The sequence below is a fragment of the Streptomyces sp. NPDC059092 genome, assembly GCF_042756365.1.
Taxonomy (GTDB): Bacteria; Actinomycetota; Actinomycetes; order Streptomycetales; family Streptomycetaceae; genus Streptomyces.
Genome location: NZ_JBHZEJ010000021.1, coordinates 70,193 through 90,940, shown reverse-complemented (window position 1 = coordinate 90,940; position 20,748 = coordinate 70,193). Strand labels below are relative to the sequence as shown.

Below are 20,748 nucleotides of genomic sequence, written 5' to 3'. Positions count from 1 at the left end.
TCCGGCCGGCTCAGAGGACCTGCTGCCCGGGGCGCGGGGTGAGGGCCCGGGCGCGTCGGAGTACGGCGGCGGCGTGCGGCTGCCGGCGGAACCCCCGCAAGGACGTGCGCAGATGGCGGAGAGCACGGTCCGCGGTGACCGAGCGCAGGCTCGGGTAGTGATCGAGGAAGACATGCCAGTGGACGCATGACTCCTCCAGACGCCCCAGGGCCAGGAGGGTCTCCGCGAGCCGCGCGCGGGTGAGAGCACTGGATCTGTGCCGGTCGCCGGCGCGGGCTCCGGCCGCCGTGCCCAGGGCCTGTACCGCCCGCACCGGATCCCCCAGGGCCAGGAGGGCCCGGCCCCGCTGATAGTCGAGCCCTGGACGCGGATAGGCGGTGAAGGGTCCGGCCGGGCTGGTCGCGCGGTCGTGCTGGGCCTCGGCCGTCACGAGATCACCGACGGCCTCGCGACGGTGCCGCGCGTGCGCGTGGGAGAGGCCGCGCTGGCTCAGCAGGAAGGCCCGGGTGGACGGGTCGGTACGCGAACCGGCGGAGTCCACGGCGGCGTCGGCGAGGTGCCACGCCTGCTCAAGGAACCCGAGGTGCAGCGCCTGGAGACTCATGGCGCGCAAGGTGATCGCGTAGAGGCGGCGGTCGTCGGCCTCACGCGCCAGGCCCAGCGAGGCGGTGAAGTAGTGCTGCGCCAGGCCCTGGTGGCCGGCGTCCATACTCATACGGCCCAGTAGATGCGTGAGTTGTCCCGCTCCGGTGAACAGGTCCCGGCGCAGTGCGGGCGGGGCCGGAGCGGCCAGCACACTGTTCGTGTCGTCGGCGATGTAGGCCGTCACGGCGGTGCGCGCGTGGGCTCCGCCGTGACGTTCCATGAGATCCGCGCAGACCAGGATCATCCAGCGCATTCTCTGGAGGTCCGCGGTGGTGGCCCGGGGGACCAGGGCGGGCGCCCGCCCCGGAGTGGGGCCGGCGGGACGGACTCGGCGCCAGGCGGGCTCGGCGGCGGCGACGAGGCTGTAGGCGGAACCGGCCAGCGGCACCCGGCGCGCGGGGTCGGCATCGGCGCGGCACAGGGCCGCCAGCCGGTCCAGGACATCGTCCTGTGCGGACCGACGGGGCGGGAGCGGGTCGCCGGACGCGGGGCCGTGCCGCGCGAGGCCGGTTTCCTCCACGGCGACCAGACGGCCACTGCGACGGCTGAACGCCGATGCGACCAGGGCGGGGACGGGCGGCCGGGGGCGGGATCCGGCCAGCCAGTGGGCGACCGAGGTGCGGTCGTAGCGCAGCGGAAGGCCCTGCGCGGCCCCCAGGCCGTTGACGGCCCTCGCCAGCTCCGCCGCGCTCCAGCCGGCCTCGCCGAGCAGGGCGGCGAGACGGGGATTGGGCTGACCGCGTGCCACGACCCTGCCTCCTCGGGATGCGCCCTGTTCACGTCCGTCAGGCTCATGACGGCGCCCGCGTCGGACGGTTGGGCGCGTCGGTCACGGCTGCTCAGGTCCAGGAGCCGGCCAATGGGCCACCGTACGACGTCGTTTCCGGTCTCGGGCCCATCATCCCGCTCAAGCAGTCACGGCGGGAGCCCCTGACCGACAATTCTCCGCTTCTGCCCCGAGGCCGCCCCGAGGCCGCCTTCGCGTCCACCGGGCCCTGAGCCCTGAGCCCTGAGCCCTGAGCGCTGAACCCCGGGCTTCGGGCTTCGGCGGGAGCGATCCGCTTCACAAACACGCAAGCGTTCAACGCGGGCACGCATCGTCGGCCGACGACGCGTATCCCGCCGAGCGGGCCGGGCAAGCGCCTCCCCGGAGCGCGACCGCTCCCTGCGTCTCCGGAGAAAACACCTCCGGAGAAAACAGCTTCAGAGAAACACCTCCAGAGAAAGAGGAGTGCCCTTCGATGACGCAATTCGACGACCTCGCAGAGATCTACGAGGAGTTCTCCCGGCTCCCCTTCCGCCGAGAACTCGAATTCCCCAGCGTGTTGGGGGAGATGGGCGATCCTTCCCGTCTCCGGATCCTGGACATGGGCTGCGGAAGCGGCGTGTACGACCGGGCGCTGGCCCGGCACGGCGCCGGACGGGTCGTGGGTCTCGACGAATCCGACGGAATGATCGAGCACGCCCGCGCCCGCGAATCCGGCGAACGGCTGGGCATCAGCTACGTCGACGGCCGCCTGCCGGCCGACCTGGCAGGCGACTTCGACCTGGTCCTGGGCGTCTACGTACTGCCGTACGCCACCACGTACCAGGAACTCGTCGGCCTGTGCCGGACCGCCGCCGGGGCCCTGCGGCCGGGCGGCAGGTTCATCACCCTGCCCATCCACCCCGAGGTCCACCGCGATCCCGCTCACTACGAACGCTACGGCTTCCGCCTGAACACCGGCGGCGACCTCGTGGACGGCTCCCCGGTGGACCTCCAACTCTGCTTCGGCGGCCACGACATCCACGTCACAGCCCGCTACTGGAGCGCGGCGACCCTGGAAGAGGCGCTGCGGGAGGCCGGATTCGGCCCCGTCCGGTGGCGGCGGCACCGTCTGGCCCCCGCGGCAGCCGCCGGACCGCCCGAGTTCTGGGAGCCCTACCTCTCCGCGCCGCACGCCGCGATCCTCGACACCCGTAAGGAGACCGAACCGTCATGACACCACTGCCCGAACTCATCAGGCGCAGCGATTTCCTCATCGAGAACGCCCGGTTCACCACCCTGGCCACCCACGGCCCCGACGGGCCCTGGGCCTCCACCGTCAACTACGTTCCGCTGCGCGGCCCTCTGCAACTGCTGTGGTACTCGCTGCGCCGTGCCCGGCACTCCCGCAACATCGAGGCCGACCCGCGGGTCTCCGGCTCGATCTACCTGACCGGACTGCCCGGACTGGGTCTGGACGGCGCTCAGTTCACCGCCACGGCACGGCCGGTCGAACCGGAAGAACTCGACGCACTCAGTAGCTGGTACTACGAGCGGAACTTCCCGGACGAGGAAGTCCGCCGCCAATGGCGCTTACCCCTGGAGGAGTTCAGGGACGAGGGCCACCGCCGTTTCTACCTCCTCGAAATCCAGCGGTGGTGGCTGCTCGACATCGACCAGTGGCTCGTGGACAAGAACGACCAGCGCGTCCCCGTTCCGCTGGACGCGATCACCGGCCTCCCGACGCCCGCCACGGACTCCTCGGCGGGTGCCCGGTGAAGGCGCTCGTCAAGCAAGGGCCCGGCGAAGGGCTTGAGTACGCCGATGTCCCGACGCCCGTACCGGAACGCCACGACGTCCTCGTCCGGGTGCTGCGCACCGGCATCTGCGGTACGGACCTGCACATCTTCGAGGGAAACCCCTGGGCGACGCGGACGGTCAGCACGCCACGCGTCATCGGCCATGAATTCGTCGGCGAGATCGAGGCTGTCGGACCCGGCGTCGGGGGGCTGCTGCCCGGCCAGCTCGTCAGCGCGGAAGGACATCTGACGTGCAACAGGTGCGTCAACTGCCGGGCCGACCGCAAACATCTGTGCCGCGCGGCACAGGGACTCGGGGTACAGCGTGACGGCGCCTTCGCGGAGTACCTCGTGCTGCCGGCGGAGTCCGTCTGGGTGCACCGTCCCGGTGTCTCCCTGGATGTCGCGGCCATGTTCGACGCCTTCGGCAACGCCGTTCACGTCGCCGACGCCTTCCCCCTGCGCGATCGAACGGTCCTGGTCACCGGAGCGGGGCCGATCGGCGCCATGGCCGCCGCCGTCGCCCGGCACCGGGGCGCACGCCTGATCGCGGTCAGCGATCTCAGCCCCTTCCGGCTCGACCTCGCCCGGCGGGCGGGCGCCCATCTCGTCGTCCAGGCAGGTGAACAGCCCATCGATCCCGCGGCACTCGGCCAGGACCAGGGCTTCGACATCGGATTCGAGATGTCCGGCAATCCGTCCGCCCAGAGCGAACTGATCGCCGCCATGGCGCACGGCGGCCGGATCGCCGCCCTCGGGCTGCCCGACGAGGACGTACCCACCGACTGGTCGGACATCTCGCTGCGCATGCTGACCATCCAGGGAATCAGCGGCCGCAAGGTCTTCGACACCTGGCACACCATGGCCGGCCTGCTCGACGACGGCCTGGACCTGTCGTTCGCCGTCACCGACCACTTCGCCGCGCACGAGTACGAGAAGGCCTTCGCCACCGCCGCGCGGGGCGACGCGGGCAAGGTCATTCTCGACTGGGCCCCGAGGGACTGAAGGAGCCGTCATGCACTTCACCGTACGAGTCCACACCACCATCGACGACATCGATGAGCGCTGGGACGACCTGATGACGGCGGCCCGCGCCCCCGTCTTCTACCGCCGCCCCTTCCTGCGCGCCTTCGAGAAGCACCCGCTGCACCCGGTCCTGCGCACCGCGTATCTCCTGGTCGAGGACGAGTCGGGGCAGGTCCACGCCGCGCTGCCCGCCTATCTGCAACGCGATGTCGACCCGATGCGCGTCATCGCCGATCACCACCCCCACGCGGTCGGCCGGACCGTGCTGCTCAGCCATGCCTGGCACTGCTACGACAGCGTCCTGCCGGTACGTCCCGGTCCCGGGAGCCGGTCCGCCGCCCGGCGCGCGGTGAGCGCGCTGCGGGAGGTGGCGGAGCAGTGGGGCGCGCGCCTGTGCGGCATCGTCAACGCGGACGCCGAAGGACCGCTGGGCACGCTGCTGCCCGACGCCGGGTTCACCGGCGTGGACATCGACGTGGGGTGGGGACTGACCCTCGACGACTACGACGGGTTCGACGACTACCTCGGCAACGCGCTCAAGAGCAAGGCGAGGCAGAACCTCAGGCACGACCTGCGCGAGGCCGACAGGGCCGGAGTCACCGTCCGCACGTGCGACGCGCGGAACGCGGACCTGGACACGTTCGTCCGGCTGGCCCGCACCACCGCGGCGAAGTTCGGCAACTCCGACTACTACCGGCCCGGCCTCTTCCAGGACTTCGTCCTGGAGCTCGGCGACTGTGCCCGGGCGGTGGAACTACGCGTCGGGGACCGGCCGATCGCCTCCGCGCTCACCCTCACCGACGACACCCGGCTCCACTACTGGGCGGTCGGATACGCCCAGAAGGACACCCCGGGGTACAGCCCCTTCTACGTGGCGTACGCGCATGTGATGCGGGAGGCATGGGCCTCGGGCCGCGAGTGGGTCGAACTCGGCCGCCGCAACCCCACGTTCAAGCGGCGGTACGGGCTCCACCCCCGGGTGCTCCGCGCCTACTTCGCCGATGCCGTACCGGAAGGGGGACGACCGGGCGGGGGACCGCGCGCCACCTCGACCGCCCGGCTCGGCGGTCCGTGACGCCGGCCTCTTGGTTCGCGCCGCCCCGTACCGTGGGGGCGTCCCCCGCGGGCGGCCTGTCCCGGTACGGGGCCAGGAACGCCGTCAGCGCGGACACCCTCGCCCGCGCGGCATCCGAGGACGCGACGTCCTGATCGGGTTCCAGGTCGCCGGCGAGCGGACGGCTGATGTGCTCGGTCCTCCCGGGGTGGACGGAGCGGGCCTTGGCGCGGCCGGAGCCGGGTGCGGAACAGCGCCTTCCGTCCGCCCCTCCTCCGCGTGACGACACACCTCCTGTGTTCACACCCGACCGGGGCGAATGCGGCGAAAATCCCCCCATGGACACCACGCAGAAGGTCGCCGTCGTCACAGGAGCCTCACGGGGTATCGGGGCAGCCGTGGTCGAGGCCTACCGCGGGCTCGGTTACGCGGTCACCGCGACCGCCCGCTCCGTCCAGCCGTCGAGCGACCCCGACGTGCTGGTCGTGCCCGCCGATGTCGCCGAGCCCGGTACCGGCGCGCGGATCACCGAGGTCACCATGGACCGGTTCGGCCGTATCGACACGCTGGTCAACGTCGCCGGGCTCTTCGTCGCCAAACCCTTCACCGAGTACACCGACGACGACTACGGGTCGATGGCCGGAGTGAACCTGTACGGCTTCGTCAACATGTCCCGCAGCGTGATCGCCGCGATGCTCACCCGGGACGGCGGCGGCCACGTCGTGAACATCTCCACCAGCCTGGTGGACAACGCCGACGCCCGGGTGTCCGGGGCACTCACGTCCCTGACGAAGGGCGGGCTGAACGCGGTCACCAAGTCGCTGGCGATCGAGTACGCCACCCGCGGAATCCGGGTGAACACCGTGGCCCTCGGCGTCATCCGGTCCTCGATGCACCCCACCGACCCCGGCGGCCTCCAGGCCGCGCTCCACCCGGTCCGGCGGATGGGCGAGGTCGACGACGTCGTGCGGGCCGTCCTCTACCTGGAGCAGGCACCGTTCGTCACCGGCGAGATCTCGCACGTCGACGGCGGACAGAGCGCGGGGCACTGACAGCCTTGTCCTCCCCACGCGTCCGACCGACAGGAGAAGCCCCATGACCGGCACCACGGACAACGAGACCATCCTGCGCGGCGTCCTCGACCGGTGGAAGGCGGCGGTCGACGCACACGAACCCGGGCAGGTCGCCGCCCGCTTCACCGAGGACGCCATCTTCCAGGGTCTGCACCCCTACAGCGTGGGGCGGCCGGGTGTCGCGGCGTACTACGACTCCCAGCCCAGGGGGATGACCGCGCGCTACCGGATCCTGGAGACACGCGGGCTCACCGACGACCTCGTACTCGGCTATCAGAGTGTCGAGTTCGCCTTCCCCGACAGGCCCCCGCTGACCGTCAACCTGAGCCTGTTGGTGCAACGCCTCGCGGGCGACTGGTACATCGCCCTTTACCAGGTTTCCCCGCTGCCCTGACGCCCGGCATCCGGATCCGACGGATCGCCGGTGCGGTCGGTGACGCGCTCACGCGAGGATCTTCAGCAGGCGCTCCCCCAGAACCGCCGCGGAAGCGGGATTCTGCCCGGTGATGAGGTTGCGGTCCTCCACCATGTACGGCTTCCAGGTCTCGCCGCGGCTGTACTCCACGCCGACCTTGTCCTTCAGGTCGTCCTCCAGCAGCCAGGTCGCCCTGGAGGCCAGTCCCACCCCCTCCTCCTCTTCGTTGGCGAAGCCCGTGACCTTGCGGCCCTTGAAGGGCGACTTCCCGTGGATCCTGGTGGCCAGCATCGCGGCGGGGGCGTGGCAGACGATCGCGAGGGGGTTTCCCGAGGCGAGCTGCGCCGTCAGCAGCCGGCCCGCGTCGGCGTCGAAGGCCAGGTCCGACATCGGACCGTGCCCGCCCGGCAGATAGACCGCGTCGTAGTCTTCGAGGCGCACGTCCGACAGCTGCAGCGGCCGGCGCATCACCTCCGCGTCACGGATGATCGCCTCAAGATCGAGGGCTCCCTGTTCTCCGCCCGCCATCGACGGGCGCAGGCTCATCATGTCCACATTCGGGGTGACTCCGCCGGGGGTCGCGACCACGACCTCCTGGCCGGCGTCCGTCATCATCTTGTACGGGGTCGCGAATTCCTCGGCCCAGTAGCCTGTCGCGTACCTGGTGCCGTCCTTGAGCACCCAGTACGTGGCTCCGCTCACTATGAACAGCACTTTCGCCATCGCGCGCCTCCTCACGACAAGTCGGAATCGGCCTTTTCCATCGTAAACACGCGTCCAGTCGGACGCATGTTTGGCACGTCCCGGTGACGACGCGGACCGGGACGGCGCCGATCCGCCGTCACTCCGCCCGAAACGCTCGGCCCTGCGCGGCCGGGTACCCGAACTGGACCGTCTGTGCGCCACGATGAGCGAGGCCGACGAGGCGGTCCGGGTGGGCGACACCGAGCGGTGCGCCCACCTGGCGGGAGCGGGGCCGGTAGGGGCCGGTGGACGGCGGGCGCGAACGGTCAGCGCGCCGGGACCGTCGCCCCGTCGCGGGCGGCTTCCTCCGTCCAGTACGACCCGTACTTCTCCGCCAGCGCCGCGGCCTGTGCCGAGGTCAGCAGCCGCGTGGGGTGCGTCCCCAGGAGCAGGAGCAGCGCCGAGACCTCCTCGATCTCGACCGCGGCCTCGGTGGCGGCGCGCAGGCTGGTGCCGGCGACGACGGGGCCGTGGTTCTGCAGGAGGGCGGCGCGGCAGGGGAACGGCAGCCGTTCCAGCGCCGCCGCCTGGGCGGGGTCGCCCGGGGGAGCGTAGGGCAGCAGCGGGGTCTGGCCGACGCGCATGACGAAGTACGGGGTGAGCGGGGGCAGGGCGCTGCGGCCGGACCACGCCGGGCGGCAGGACACGGCGGTGGCCTGGCGGGAGTGCAGGTGGACGACGGCCCGGGTGGCGGGCTCACGCCGGTAGAACGCCAGGTGGAGCGGGAACTCCTTGGAGGGCCGGGGCCCTTCGGCATGGCCGCCGTCGAGGTTCAGGACCGACAGGGCGTCCGGGGCGAGGTCGGCGAGGTCCGCGCCGGTCGGCGTGATGAGAATCCGGTCGCCCTCGCGGACGCTGATGTTGCCGGACGAGCCGGGGCTCAGGCCGAGGGACGCCAGATGCGCGGCGGCGCGGGCGAGTTCGTGCCGGGCGGCGGTCATACGAGCTGCTCCCATGCCTGGGTGAAGATGTCGGTGCCGCCGAAGTTGCCGGACTTCAGCGCGAGGTCGAGGGCGATGGGCCGGCCGGTCGGGAACGTCTCGCTCCTGGCCCAGGTGACGCCGGGGGCGATGGGCGCGCCGATCTCCAGGGTGCGGGCGCGCAGCGCGGTGACGACGGCGCCGGAGGTTTCACCGCCGGCCACGAGGAGGCGCCGGGCCCCGGCGTCGACGAGGTCCACGGCGCAGCGGGCCAGGGCCCGTTCGACGAGTTCGGCGGCGGGTTCCGCGTCGGCCGGCGGGTCCGTCTCGATGTCCTCCGGGGTGGCGACGGTGTAGATCAGGGGTGGCAGTCCGGGGTCGGTACGCCAGCTTTCGCGTACGAAGCCGGTCAGGCCGGTGACGGCGGTGTCGAAGTCGCTGCGGAGCGCGGCCGGGTCGAGCCGGCGGTGCGGCAGCCGGCCGAGGGCGTGGACGACCTGGGCGCGGGTGGCCGCGGAGGCGCTTCCCGCGAGGACCACGCCGGGGTCGCCGGGGCGGGAGGCGGGCCGGGCCCGCGCCTCGCCGGGGTGCGGGCCGGTGAGGCCCACCGCGAGGCCGGCGGCGCCGGTGACCAGGGGCAGACCGCTGGTGGCCCCGGCGATGACGGCCAGGTCCCGGTCGTCGACGGCGTCCACCACGGTGAGCGCGTCCGCCCGCGCGGGCTCGTCGAGCGCGGCGCGCAGCGCGTCCTCACCGGAGCGGACCGTCTCCAGGGCGATACGGGAGACCGGGTGGGCGGTCTGCGGCTCCAGGAGCCGCTGGACGCGGGAGTCGCGCATCGGGGTGAGGGGGTGGTGCCGCATCGGGCTCTCGTCCAGCAGGTCGTCGTGGACGAAGAGGCGACCTCGGTAGACCGTGCGGCCGGTCGCGGGGAACGACGGGACGACGACGGTGCGGTGTGCGCCGAGCGCGTCGAGCAGGGCGTCCGTGACCGGGCCGATGTTGCCGCGGGGCGTGGAGTCGAAGGTGGAGCAGTACTTGAAGTAGAAGCGCGCGCAGCCGAGCGCGCGCAGGCCGCGCAGGGCCCGGAGGGAGAGGGTGACCGCCTCCTCGGCCGGTGCGGTGCGCGTCTTCAGCGCCACCACGACCGCGTCGGCGCCGGTGAGGGCGTCGTGTCCGCCCCCCGGCGAGGAGGCGTCGAGGGCGTCGGACCCGACGGCGACCACGGTCCGGAATCCTCGCGCCACCAGCATCGTGGCAAGGTCGGTGGCGCCCGTGAAGTCGTCTGCGATGGCCCCGAGGGTCGGCATCAAATCTCCTGCGTGGGTGCGGGTCCCGGTGCGGCCCGACCGGCCGACCGTGATGATCTGTGAATTTATGTTACCAGTCTTTACGGGAATGGGATCTGGTGATACTTGTTGTTAACCCGCTGCTTCTTCCCGCGTGCGCTCACCAGCCCGTCGCTTCGCCGACCACGCCAGAAGCACCACCCCTGTTTTGCGCGCTCATCGAGGAGAGCCCATGAACCTGCGTCACTTGTTCGCCGACGGAGGCGACCGGACGGTGCGGTACGCACTGACGGGCGCCGGGGGTGGCTTCGCGCGGACCCTCCTGGCCCAGAGCCGTTCGCTGCCGGGGCTCGCCCCGGTCGTCCTGTGCGACCGTGACCTGCCCCGGCTCCGCGGCATGCTGGCCGAACTCGGCTACCGCGACACCGAACTGGCCGACTGCCACGACGCGGCCGCCGTCGCGGAGGCGACCGCGGGGGAGCGGATCGCCCTGGTCGCCGACGCCGCCCTGCTGACCGCCGCGCCCTGGGACATCCTGGTCGAGGCCACCGGCAGCCCCGCCGACGGCTTCGCCATGGCGGAGCGTGCCCTCACCGAGGGCCGGCACGTGGCGATGGTCAGCAAGGAGGTCGACTCCGTCGCCGGCCTGTATCTGGCGGGCCTCGCCGAGGACAGGGGCCTGGTCTACACGACGGCCGACGGCGACCAGCCGGCCAACCTCATCGGCCTGGTCACCTGGGCCGAACTGCTCGGCCTCGACATCGTCGCCATCGGCAAGTCCTCGGAGTACGACCTGGTGCACGACCCGCGCACCGGCACGGTCACCCAGCTCGACACCACCGTGCACGCGCCGGAACTGGCCGGTCTGCTGGAGCTGGGCGGCGACGTACGCGCCACCCTCGCCGCCCGCGCCGACGCCGTGGCGGCCCTGCCCACCGGCGCCACCGCCGACTACTGCGAGATGGCCGTCGTGGCCAACAACACCGGCTTCCGCCCCGACACCGAACTGCTCCACTACCCGGTGGCCCGCATCGCCGAACTCGCCGACGTCTACCGGCTCCGCGAGGACGGCGGCATCCTCGACCGCACCGGGATCGTGGACGTCTTCAGCGCCCTGAGGCTGCCCGGCGAGGCATCCTTCGCCGGCGGCGTCTTCGTCGTCGTCCGCACCGGCGACCCGGTGACCTGGGAGACGCTCCGGGAGAAGGGCCACGTCGTCAGCGCGGACGGCGGGTACGCGGCGGTCTACCTGCCGTACCACCTCATGGGCGTCGAGGCGCCCGTCACCCTGCTGTCGGCCGTCCTGCACGGCCGGCCCTCCGGAGGCACCGACCCCCGCGCGCACGCGGTGCTCGCCGGGCGCGCCCGCACCGACCTGCCCGCCGGGACCGTGCTCGACATGGGCGGCCACCACCACGACGTCACCGGCGTCCAGGCGGTGCTGCTGCGCGGCGAGGACGCCCCCGACGACACCGCCCCGCTCTACCTCGCCGCGCACACGACGCTGGCGCGGCCCGTCGCCGCCGGGGAACTGATCCGCCTCGGCGACCTCGCGGGCGCCGACGCCGAACTGCTGCGCGCCTGGCGGTCCGGCCGCGCGGCGCGGCCCTGCCCGGACGCGGCGAACGGGACGGATATGGCGAACGGGACGGACGTGGCGAACGGGACGGCTACGTCGGTCACGTCGGTCACGTCGGTCACGGAAGGGAACACCCCGGCGTGAACACCGATCTCCAGCACCTGCTGCTCGGGGCCGGTGCCGTCGTCGTCCTCGTCCTGCTCATCACCAAGGCCAAGCTCCACCCGTTCCTCGCCCTGGCTCTCGCGGCCCTGGGACTGGGCATCACCGCCGGTATCGCGCCCGCCTCCGCGGTCAAGGCCTTCCAGGACGGCTTCGGCGACGCGCTGGCCAGTACGGGCCCGACCATCGGCCTCGGTACCCTGCTCGGCGGGATCCTGCTGGGTTCCGGCGGCGCCGACCGGATCGCCACCGTCTTCATCGGTGCCCGGCCCGTCCGGTGGATCCCCGCGGCCATCACGGCCGCCGCCCTGCTGATCGGCATGCCGCACCTGTTCGACGTCAGCTTCGTGATGCTCGTACCGCTGGTGTACACCGTCGCCAAGCGCACGAACACGCACCTGCTGTACGTGGGGCTGCCCATGGCTGCCGGGCTCTACATCAGCCATGGCCTGCTGCCCCCGCACCCCGCGCCCACGCTGGCCGTCTCCACGTACGGTGCGAGCACCGGCCTGACCATCATGTACGGCCTGATCATCGGCATCCCCCTGGCCGTACTGACCGGTCCCGTACTGACCCGCCTGGCGGGCCGCTGGTTCGGGCCCGCGCCCGACCTGGACAAGGGCCCGGTCCGGTCGACGGTGGTGGAGCCCGAGCACCACCGCAAGCCGGCCTCCTTCACTCTCGCCCTGATCACCGTGCTGATGCCGCCCGGCCTCATGCTCATCGGTACGATCGGCACGGCGAACACGGCCGGGGGGACCCTGCCGTACGACATCTTCGCCGCCTGCGACTCCTCCGTACTGTCGCTGCTCGCGGCCGTCGTCTTCGCCTTCTTCGCCCTCGGCGTGCGGTCCGGCTTCGGTCTCGGCCAACTGCAGAAGATGGCGGCCAAGGGGCTCGGCCCGGTGGGCGCCATCATCCTCATCCTGGGCGCGGGCGGCGGTCTGAAGGCCATGCTCACGGAGACCGGCATCGACAAGCTGATCTCGGACTACGCCGTGGGCTGGGCGATACCGCCGCTGCTGCTCGGCTGGCTGGTCGCCGCGCTGCTGCGGGTGTGCCTCGGTTCGGCGACCGTGGCGACGGCCGCCGCCACCGGTATCGTCGCCCCCCTGCTCGGCGCCTACCCGGGCACCTCACCTGAACTGATGGTGCTCGCCACCGCCTCGGGCGCCGTGATGCTCTCGCACGTCAACGACTCCGGCTTCTGGCTGTTCAAGGAGTACTTCCAGCTGTCGGTGGCGCAGACCTTCCGCACCTGGACCCTGATGCTGTCGCTCCAGTCGCTGCTGAGCCTCGGCGGTGTCCTGCTCCTCAGCGTCTTCGTGCACGGCTGACCACACACGTCGATGACGGCCTCCCCAGGGCCGTCATCGACGTGATCATCGGTTAACGTCATCACGGTCGAGAGGAGACGCACAGACCATGGCCGAGGACCGCGAGCACCCGCCACTGATCCCGGATCAGCGGCGCGAACAACTCCTGAGGCACCTGCGGCGCGACGGAGTGCTCAGCGTGCAGCAGATCACCCGGCTGCTCGACGTCTCCCACATGACCGTACGCCGGGACATCGCCGAACTGGAGCGCAAGGGCCTGGTGTTCTCCGTCCCGGGCGGCGTACGCATCGCCAGCACCATCACCAGCGAACCCGGCTTCCTCCACAAGTCCGAGGTGGAGCAGCCGCAGAAACGGGCCATGGCACGGGAGGCGGCCCGGCTGGTGCAGGAGGGGATGACCGTCTACCTGGACGCGGGCACCACCCTGCTGGCCATGGCGCCCGAGCTGGCCCGGATGACCAGTCTGACCGTGGTCACCAACGACTTCACCACCATCGGACAGCTCATGTCCGCGCCGCACCACCTGGACTTGGTGCACGTCGGCGGCCTGGTCGACGTCTCCAACCGCTCCAGCGTGGGCCGCCTCGCCGCGAACACACTGCGGGACCTCGCCCTGGACATCGCCTTCATCAGCACCAGCTCCTGGGACCTGCTGCGGGGCGTCACCACTCCCTCCGAGTCGAAGGTGGAGGTCAAACAGGCCGCCATGGCCTCCGCCGCCCACTCGGTGCTGGTCGCCGGATCGTCCAAGTACGGTACGTTCGGCCGTTACCGGGTGGCGGCGCTGTCCGCCCACGACACGATCGTCACCGACGCCGACCTGACCGATGCCGCCGCCGAGGGGATCCGTACGGGAGGGTCCTCGCTGGTACTGGCCCGTTCCTGAGGCCGGCCGGCACCGGGTCAGGCCCTGGTGATGTCCCTGCCCGGCATCGGCTCCGCGAGAGCTGTCCGCCACTCAGGCGCTCCGAAGGCGTCCGCGAAGTACTGGGTCTCGTGCGCCACCTGCCCGTGGGTGAATTCCATGACGCTCACCGAGTGGGTGGGCACCCCGTCGTAGGTGATGACACATTCGCTCACCCACAGATCCCCGCCGCCGACGATCCGGTGAACGCTGAAATGCCGATCGGCCGGGTGGCCGCCACGCTGTGCGGAAATCGTCGCGCGGCCCCGGAACCGTTCGCCTGACTGGGGGTAGTCGAGGATCGCGTCCGCGGCGTAGATGGCGTGCTCGGCTTCGGTGTCCCCACGCTCCGACGCCTGCCAGTGCTCCTCGATCGCGGCCCTGGTCCGGATATCAGGATCCAACGCATTGTCCCTTCTGAGAGCGGCCGAGGCGATCGGCGGATCTGTGCCGTTGAACGTCATGGGAAACCGGGAAACCGGGAAACGGCGCCAGCGTAGACCGCCGGACGCGCGGACTCGGGTAGGCCGACGGCGTATCGGGATCGGACAACCCATGCGCCGCGCGGTCCCCTTTCAGGAGGCGCTCGGAGCGGCCCGTGTGTCAGAGCGACTGCCAGATCCGGGCGAGTGCCGCCGTGGTGAGAACCTGGCTGGGGGGACCCTGCCCCGCCAGACGTCCGTCGTGGAGTACGAGGCAGGTGTCCGCCGAGCGCGCGACCGCCAGGTCGTGCGTGGCCTGGACGACCGTCACGCCGTCGGCGACGAGGCCCGTCAGCAGTGTGCCGATCCGTTCCCTGGCCTCCGGGTCCAGGCCGGTGGTCGGCTCGTCGAGGAGCAGCAGGTCGGATTCCTGGGCCAGCCCCTGTGCGATCAGGGCGCGTTGGCGCTGGCCGCCCGACAGCTCTCCCAGTTGGCGTGAGGCGAGGCCGCCGATGCCGAGCCGGTCGAGCGCGTGGTCCACCGTCGCGCGGTCGTGACCGGTCAGCCGGCGCCAGGGGCCGCGTTCGCCCCAGCGTCCCATCTCCACGGTCTGCCGGACGGTCAGCGGCAGTGTGTCGCCGACGGCGGTGCGCTGGGGGACGAACGCGGGCGGCAGTTCGCCGTGGTGGTGGAGTTCTCCCGATGTCGGACGGATCACACCGGCCAGGACGCCGAGCAGCGTCGACTTCCCGCTGCCGTTCGGCCCGACCAGTGCGGTCGTGGCGAGCCTCGGTATCTCGGCGTCGAGTTGGCGGAGGACGGGGCGGCCGGGATAACCGGCACACAAGGCGGCGAAACGGACGTGCGGAGTCCGGTCCCGCGGCGGGGCGGTCGGGTGGCTCGGTGTTTTGAACATGATTTTCATTGTAGTGTGCGGGTCATGGAGTGGTTGACGGCCCCGTTCGAGGTCACTTTCGTGCAGCGAGCCCTGTGGGGCGGAATCCTGGTGTCCGCGATCTGCGCACTGGCCGGGACCTGGGTGGTGCTCAGGGGAATGGCGTTCCTCGGGGACGCCATGTCCCACGGGCTCCTGCCGGGGGTCGCGGTGGCCGCGCTGTTCGGCGGAAACCTGTTGGTGGGCGCGGTGCTGAGCGCGGCCGTCATGACGGCGGGTGTCACCGTGCTGGGCCGTACTCCGAGGCTGTCCCAGGACACCGGGATCGGGCTGCTGTTCGTCGGCATGCTCTCGCTCGGCGTGATCATCGTGTCGCGCTCGCAGTCCTTCGCGGTGGACCTGACCGGATTCCTCTTCGGTGACGTCCTCGCCGTACGGCGGCAGGACCTGTTCCTGCTGGCGGCGGCGCTGCTGGTGGCGCTGGCCGTCTCGGCCCTCGGCCACCGGGCTTTTCTTGCCCTGGCGTTCGACCCCCGGAAGGCCCGGACCCTCGGGCTGCGTCCGCGGCTCGCCCACGCCGTGCTGCTCGGACTGCTCGGCCTGGCGATCGTCGCCTCGTTCCACATCGTGGGAACGCTGCTCGTCCTCGGCCTGCTCATCGCTCCGCCGGCGGCGGCGCTGCCGTGGGCACGCGACGTCCGCGGGGTCATGGTGCTCGCCGCGCTCCTCGGCGTCACCGCGACGTTCGGCGGACTGCTGCTGTCCTGGCATCTGGGCACCGCGGCCGGGGCGACCGTCTCGGCCCTCGCGGTCGCTCTGTTCTTCCTCTCCCACCTGGCATCCGGCCTGCGTCACCGGCGTAGCCGCCGCGCAACCGCGCCCCTCCCCGCCCGTTCCCGCCCGTAAAGTCAACTGAAGGAAATCTGAGGCGATGGTCCCGACCGTCCGAAGAAACGTCACTCCGCGGGCCGCGGCCGCCCTGCTGCTCACCGCGCTGCTCGCCACGAGCTGTGCCGGCGAGGGGGACAACACCTCCCGGCCGGCGGCGCGTTCCCCGTCCGGCACTCCGCACGGATATGTCGAGGGCGCACAGGAGTCCGCCGAGCAGCAGTCCCGCCTGCTCCTCAACGACCCCGGAAGCGGCGACACCCGGGTCCTCGACCTCATCAGCGGCAAGGTGCACAGGACGGCACGGGTGGAGGGCGTCGTCCGGCTGGCTACGGACGGACGGCTCGGCTACTTCCACGCCTCCAGGAGCACGCATGTGCTCGACAGCGGCGCGTGGATGGTGGACCACGGCGAACACGTCCACTACTACCGGGCGGCGATACGTGACCTCGGTGACCTCCCGGTGGGCCGTGACGCGCAGGTGCGCGGCGACATCGCCGTGACCGCCGTGACCGACGGGGACGGCCGAGTCGTTCTCCACGACCGGAGCGAGCTGGAGAAGGGCGGGACCGCGTCGTCCCGGACGCTGTCGGGCACCTACACCGGCGCCGTCGTACCGTACGCGGAGCACCTGCTGGCCTTCACCGAGGAGGGCGGCACGACGAGGCCGGCCGTGCTCGACCGGAAGGGCAGGCGCGTCGCGTCCCCGGAAGCGGTGTGCGAGGACCCGCGGGGTGACGCCGTCACACGGCGCGGAGTGGTGCTGGGGTGCGCTGACGGCGCCCTCCTCGTGCGTGAGGAGAACGGCGCCTTCACCGCGGAGAGGATTCCCTACGGCGATGACGTCCCCGAGGGGCAACGGGCCACGGCCCTGCGGCAGCGCCCTGGCGGCGACACCCTCACCGCGCCCGCCGGGAAGGACGCCGTGTGGGTCCTCGATGTCACCGAGCGGACCTGGACCCGGGTGGAGACCGGCCCCGTCGTCGCCGCCAACACCGCGGGAGAGGGCTCCCCACTGCTCGTCCTGGAGGCCGACGGCGCCCTGCACGGTTACGACATCGCCACCGGCAGGCACATCGCCGCGACCGAGCGGCTCCTGACGGGGGAACAGCGGCCGGGGACCGACGCGACCGCTCCGGTGATCGAGGTCGACCGCAGCCGCGCCTACGTCAACGACCCCAACGGCAAAAGGGTGTTCGAGGTCGACTACAACGACGGTCTGCGCCTCGCACGCTCCTTCGACCTGGACATCCAGCCGGTGCTCATGGCGGAGACGGGCCGATGAGGGAGCCGAAGCGCGTACGGATAGGCAGGGCACGGCCGCGCAGCCTGCTCATGGGTCTGCTCGCGCTGGTCACGGCCGCCGCCGCAACCGCCTGCGGCACCGAGGGCGACCGGCCTCGGATCGTGGTGACGACGAACATCCTCGGCGACGTCGCGCGACAGGTCGTCGGCGAGGAGGCCGAGGTCACCGTCCTGATGAAGCCGAACGCGGACCCGCACTCCTTCGGCCTGTCGGCCGTACAGGCCGCCGCGCTGGAACGCGCCGACCTGGTGGTCTTCAACGGCCTGGGCCTGGAGGAGAACGTCCTGCGGCACGTGGACGCGGCCCGTGGGTCCGGCGTCGCCACCTTGGAGGTGGGCACGGCGGTCGGCCCGCTCACCTTCCGGTCGGGCGCCGACGGAGGCCCCGAAGGGGAGGGAGGTCGGCCCGACCCGCACTTCTGGACCGACCCGGACCGGGTACGGAAGGCCGCCTGCCTGATCGCCGACCAGGTGATCGAGCATGTGGACGGCGTGGACGAGACCGCGGTACGCGCCAACGCCGACCGCTACGCCACGGATCTGAAGGACCTCGCCGCCTGGATGGAGAAGTCCTTCGACCGCGTCCCCGAGGACAACCGCGCCCTGGTGACCAACCATCACGTCTTCGGCTATCTCGCCGACCGCTTCGGCTTCCGGGTGATCGGCGCGGTCATCCCCAGCGGCACCACCCTCGCCTCACCCAGCTCCTCCGACCTGCGCTCCCTCACCCGGGCGATGGAGGAGGCCGGCGTACGCACCGTGTTCGCCGACTCCTCCCGGCCCACCCGGCTGGCCGAGGTGCTCCGCACGGAACTGGGCGGCCGGGTCGAGGTCGTCGGGCTCTACTCGGAGTCCCTGACCGCGGAAGGCGAGGGCGCCGACACCTACCTGCGCATGATGCGCGCGAACACCACCGCCATGACCGACGGCCTCACCGCCGGCCCGGCCGGCGGCTGATCCCTGCCCTCTGGCCCCTGCCCTCTGGCCCCTGGCCCCTGACATGGACGCCGGCCGACCGGGCCGGAACCGTCACGTATCCCACGCCGCCGAAGCGCGGCTCGGAAAGGAACACACCGGTGAACACCTCCCTGCGCACCAGAGCCCTCACGGGTACGGCACTCACCCTCGCGGTGGCCACGGTCCTGACCGCCTGCGGAGGAGAGGACTCCTCCTCCGGAGCGAAAGACGCGAACGATACGACGAGCTCCCCGACCGCCGCGGCGGTCGGGGACCCGTTGGTCGCCACCTTCGACGGGGGCCTGTACGTCCTGGACGGCAGGACCCTCGAACTCGGCAGGACCATCACTCTGCCCGGCTTCAACCGGGTCAGCCCCGCCGGCGACGGAGACCACGTCATCGTCTCCACCGACAGCGGCTTCCGCGTCCTGAACGCCGCCGGGCAGTCCTTCAGCGACATCGCGTACCAGGGTGCCAAGCCCGGTCACGTCGTCCGTCACGCGGGCAGAACGGTGCTCTTCACCGACGGCACCGGTGAGGTCAACGTCTTCGACCCCGCCGACCTGAGCGGCGGCGAGAAGCCCGAGGGCCGTACGTACACCTCCGCGGAGGCGCACCACGGTGTCGCCATCGAGCTGAAGAACGGCGAACTCCTCAGCACGCTGGGCACCGAGGAGAAGCGCACGGGCGCTCTTGTACTGGACAAGAACAACAAGGAGATCAAGCGCGCGGAGAACTGCCCCGGCGTGCACGGTGAGGCAGCCGCCCGGAACGAGGCCGTCGCCGTCGGCTGCGAGGACGGCGTACTGATCTACAGGGACGGCGAGTTCACCAAGGTCGCCGCGCCCGACGACTACGGCCGCATCGGCAACCAGGCCGGCAGCGACGTCTCGCCGGTCATCCTCGGCGACTACAAGACCGATCAGGAGGCGGAGCTGGAGCGGCCGACCCGTATATCCCTCATCGATACGGAGAAGGCGAAGCTGCGCCTGGTCGACCTGGGCACCAGCTACTCGTTCCGCTCGCTGGCCCGCGGCCCGGAGGGCGAGGCGCTCGTGCTGGGCACCGACGGTGCGATCCGCGTGATCGACCCGGCGAGCGGCGAGATCGAGAAGAAGATCCCCGCCGTGGGCGAGTGGCGGGAACCTCTGGACTGGCAGCAGCCCAGGCCCACCCTCTTCGTCCGCGACCACACCGCCTACGTCTCCGAACCGGGAAGGAAGGCCCTGCACGCCATCGACCTCGAAACCGGCGAGAAGATCACCTCGGTGACCCTGCCGGAGAGCACCAACGAACTGTCGGGCGTCGTCGCGGGACACTGAGTCCCTACGTATCACCGCCCCTGCGTATCACCGCCCCTGCGGTCCCCGGACCGCAGGGGCCCTCGGCGTGCGCGTCGTCGTGCGACCGGGACGGGCGCAGACCGGACGAGGCGGTCCCGTTCAGGAGGTTGAAGTCCTGTGCCGGGTACGGGTGTCGGGCTGGGCACCGGCCGGCGGCGGGCCGTCTTCGAGGTCAGTCGGGTACCAGTACGGCCCGCCCCCGCACCTGCCCGCGCCGTAGCCGCCCGAACGCCTCGGCCACGGCGGAGAGCGCGAACCGATCGGTCTCGACGTGGAGCGCACCCGAGCGTGCCAGCGCGACGACCTCCGCCAACTCGGGCCGGGTACCCCAGAACGGCAGCGACAGCCGGCAGCCCGGCGGGAGAGCACCCGGTTTGCTGACCGTCAGCCGGCCGCCGCCGCTGCCGACCACCGAGAGCTCACCACCGGGGCGCAGGATGCCGGTGGCGAGCTCCAGGGACGTGGTCGTTCCGGCGAAGTCGAGGACCGCGTCGGCTCCCGCACCGCCGCTCCGCTCCTTCAGCACCCGCGCGGTGTCTTCCCGTGCCAGCGTGGCGAAATGCGCTCCTGACCGGTGTGCGAGGGCGAGCGCCCTCTCACGGATGTCGACCGCCAGCACCCGGCTCGGGGTGGTCGCGCGCAGGATCTGGACCGCCAGATGGCCGAGCCCGCCGACGCCGATGACCACGGCGGTGGTGCCCTCGCCGAGCGCCCCCCGTACCCCCGCGACCGCGTGGTACGAGGTCAGCCCCGCGTCCGAGAGCGGCGCAGCCCGGTCGGCCGGCAGGTCGCCGATCGGCACCAGGTAGCGGGTGGACGGGACGCGTACGTACTCGGCCATCCCGCCGTCCCGGCCGAGTCCGGCGCCGTGCCAGTCCAGTTCGCCGCGCCGGTCGCAGTAGTTGTCGCGGCCCGCGGCGCAGCGGTCGCACTTCCCGCAGCCCCACGGGCCGTACACCACGACACGTTGACCGGTCGTCCTTCCGTCGGCATCCGGGCCCGCGGCCGTGACCTGCCCCGCGATCTCGTGCCCGAGGGTGAACGGCAGCCGGTAGGGGAGCGCGCCCGGGGCGCCGTCCACGACATGCAGATCGGAGTGGCAGAGCCCGGCGGCCTCCACGCGCACCACCACCTCGGCGCCCCGCGGAACCGGGCGCTCGACCGTCGCGTACGCGGGCTCCCGCCCCCAGGACGTCATCCGCACCGCCCGCATGGTGACCGTCGCAGGTCTTGTCAATCCCATGGC

At 71.7% G+C, this 20,748-nt stretch carries 20 protein-coding genes; 13 read left to right on the top strand and 7 right to left on the bottom strand.

Annotated features, from left to right (window positions below; genetic code table 11):
• Window positions 1-10: 10 nt before the first annotated feature.
• The gene (locus ACFXPL_RS15420) at window positions 11-1,393 is read right to left on the bottom strand and encodes a hypothetical protein (RefSeq protein WP_384918381.1); all 1,383 of its coding nucleotides are present in this window, start codon (window positions 1,391-1,393) and stop codon (window positions 11-13) included.
• A gap of 493 nt (window positions 1,394-1,886) precedes the next feature.
• Between ACFXPL_RS15420 and ACFXPL_RS15415 the strand changes: the two genes are divergently transcribed.
• From ACFXPL_RS15415 to ACFXPL_RS15390, 6 genes are all read left to right on the top strand, one after another.
• A complete protein-coding gene (locus ACFXPL_RS15415) occupies window positions 1,887-2,627 on the top strand; it encodes a class I SAM-dependent methyltransferase (RefSeq protein ID WP_384918379.1) in 741 nt (246 codons plus the stop codon).
• Window positions 2,624-3,169, top strand: coding sequence for a pyridoxamine 5'-phosphate oxidase family protein (locus ACFXPL_RS15410; RefSeq protein WP_384918376.1), 546 nt, complete (start codon window positions 2,624-2,626; stop codon window positions 3,167-3,169). The genes ACFXPL_RS15415 and ACFXPL_RS15410 overlap by 4 nt, the downstream gene beginning before the upstream one ends.
• Complete coding sequence (gene tdh, locus ACFXPL_RS15405; protein WP_384918373.1) at window positions 3,166-4,194, top strand: L-threonine 3-dehydrogenase; 1,029 nt, start codon at window positions 3,166-3,168, stop codon at window positions 4,192-4,194. The genes ACFXPL_RS15410 and tdh overlap by 4 nt, the downstream gene beginning before the upstream one ends.
• Before the next feature lie 10 nt (window positions 4,195-4,204).
• Window positions 4,205-5,290 carry a GNAT family N-acetyltransferase gene (locus ACFXPL_RS15400; protein WP_384918370.1) on the top strand — a complete coding sequence of 362 codons (1,086 nt, stop codon included), beginning with the start codon at window positions 4,205-4,207 and terminating at the stop codon, window positions 5,288-5,290.
• A gap of 317 nt (window positions 5,291-5,607) precedes the next feature.
• Complete coding sequence (locus ACFXPL_RS15395; RefSeq protein ID WP_384918367.1) at window positions 5,608-6,321, top strand: SDR family NAD(P)-dependent oxidoreductase; 714 nt, start codon at window positions 5,608-5,610, stop codon at window positions 6,319-6,321.
• A 43-nt stretch (window positions 6,322-6,364) separates the two neighbouring features.
• Window positions 6,365-6,736 carry a YybH family protein gene (locus ACFXPL_RS15390; protein WP_384918363.1) on the top strand — a complete coding sequence of 124 codons (372 nt, stop codon included), beginning with the start codon at window positions 6,365-6,367 and terminating at the stop codon, window positions 6,734-6,736.
• A gap of 48 nt (window positions 6,737-6,784) precedes the next feature.
• Here ACFXPL_RS15390 and ACFXPL_RS15385 read toward each other — a convergent pair whose 3' ends face one another.
• The 3 genes from ACFXPL_RS15385 to otnK form a co-directional block, all read right to left on the bottom strand.
• Window positions 6,785-7,480 (bottom strand): type 1 glutamine amidotransferase domain-containing protein, encoded by a 696-nt coding sequence (locus ACFXPL_RS15385; RefSeq protein WP_384918360.1) that lies wholly within the window; start codon window positions 7,478-7,480, stop codon window positions 6,785-6,787.
• A 287-nt stretch (window positions 7,481-7,767) separates the two neighbouring features.
• Window positions 7,768-8,442, bottom strand: a complete 675-nt coding sequence (locus tag ACFXPL_RS15380) for a class II aldolase/adducin family protein (RefSeq protein ID WP_384918357.1) — start codon at window positions 8,440-8,442, stop codon at window positions 7,768-7,770.
• Window positions 8,439-9,731 (bottom strand): 3-oxo-tetronate kinase, encoded by a 1,293-nt coding sequence (otnK, locus tag ACFXPL_RS15375; protein WP_384918354.1) that lies wholly within the window; start codon window positions 9,729-9,731, stop codon window positions 8,439-8,441. The genes ACFXPL_RS15380 and otnK overlap by 4 nt, the downstream gene beginning before the upstream one ends.
• 211 nt (window positions 9,732-9,942) lie before the next feature.
• Here otnK and ACFXPL_RS15370 point away from each other — a divergent pair, with 211 nt between their 5' ends.
• From ACFXPL_RS15370 to ACFXPL_RS15360, 3 genes are all read left to right on the top strand, one after another.
• Window positions 9,943-11,433, top strand: a complete 1,491-nt coding sequence (locus ACFXPL_RS15370) for a homoserine dehydrogenase (RefSeq protein WP_384918351.1) — start codon at window positions 9,943-9,945, stop codon at window positions 11,431-11,433.
• Window positions 11,430-12,788, top strand: a complete 1,359-nt coding sequence (locus ACFXPL_RS15365) for a gluconate:H+ symporter (RefSeq protein WP_384918348.1) — start codon at window positions 11,430-11,432, stop codon at window positions 12,786-12,788. Before ACFXPL_RS15370 ends, ACFXPL_RS15365 begins: the two co-directional genes overlap by 4 nt.
• 88 nt (window positions 12,789-12,876) lie before the next feature.
• Window positions 12,877-13,674 carry a DeoR/GlpR family DNA-binding transcription regulator gene (locus tag ACFXPL_RS15360; RefSeq protein WP_384918344.1) on the top strand — a complete coding sequence of 266 codons (798 nt, stop codon included), beginning with the start codon at window positions 12,877-12,879 and terminating at the stop codon, window positions 13,672-13,674.
• Between the two features lie 17 nt (window positions 13,675-13,691).
• Here the strand turns inward: ACFXPL_RS15360 and ACFXPL_RS15355 are convergent, their stop codons facing one another.
• Window positions 13,692-14,096, bottom strand: a complete 405-nt coding sequence (locus ACFXPL_RS15355) for a nuclear transport factor 2 family protein (protein WP_384918341.1) — start codon at window positions 14,094-14,096, stop codon at window positions 13,692-13,694.
• A 199-nt stretch (window positions 14,097-14,295) separates the two neighbouring features.
• On the bottom strand, window positions 14,296-15,039 hold the full coding sequence (gene aztA / locus ACFXPL_RS15350) for a zinc ABC transporter ATP-binding protein AztA (protein ID WP_384918338.1): 744 nt from the start codon (window positions 15,037-15,039) through the stop codon (window positions 14,296-14,298).
• A gap of 15 nt (window positions 15,040-15,054) precedes the next feature.
• Here aztA and aztB point away from each other — a divergent pair, with 15 nt between their 5' ends.
• The 4 genes from aztB (at window position 15,055) to aztD (ending at window position 19,481) form a co-directional block, all read left to right on the top strand.
• The gene (gene aztB / locus ACFXPL_RS15345) at window positions 15,055-15,915 is read left to right on the top strand and encodes a zinc ABC transporter permease AztB (protein ID WP_384918335.1); all 861 of its coding nucleotides are present in this window, start codon (window positions 15,055-15,057) and stop codon (window positions 15,913-15,915) included.
• Window positions 15,916-15,940: 25 nt separating this feature from the next.
• A complete protein-coding gene (locus ACFXPL_RS15340) occupies window positions 15,941-17,182 on the top strand; it encodes a hypothetical protein (RefSeq protein ID WP_384918333.1) in 1,242 nt (413 codons plus the stop codon).
• On the top strand, window positions 17,179-18,159 hold the full coding sequence (gene aztC / locus ACFXPL_RS15335) for a zinc ABC transporter substrate-binding protein AztC (protein ID WP_384918330.1): 981 nt from the start codon (window positions 17,179-17,181) through the stop codon (window positions 18,157-18,159). The genes ACFXPL_RS15340 and aztC overlap by 4 nt, the downstream gene beginning before the upstream one ends.
• 119 nt (window positions 18,160-18,278) lie before the next feature.
• Window positions 18,279-19,481: a zinc metallochaperone AztD gene (aztD, locus tag ACFXPL_RS15330; protein WP_384918327.1), complete on the top strand. Its 1,203-nt coding sequence runs from the start codon at window positions 18,279-18,281 to the stop codon at window positions 19,479-19,481.
• 193 nt (window positions 19,482-19,674) lie between these two features.
• Here the strand turns inward: aztD and ACFXPL_RS15325 are convergent, their stop codons facing one another.
• Window positions 19,675-20,745: an NAD(P)-dependent alcohol dehydrogenase gene (locus tag ACFXPL_RS15325; RefSeq protein WP_384918324.1), complete on the bottom strand. Its 1,071-nt coding sequence runs from the start codon at window positions 20,743-20,745 to the stop codon at window positions 19,675-19,677.
• Window positions 20,746-20,748: the final 3 nt, after the last annotated feature.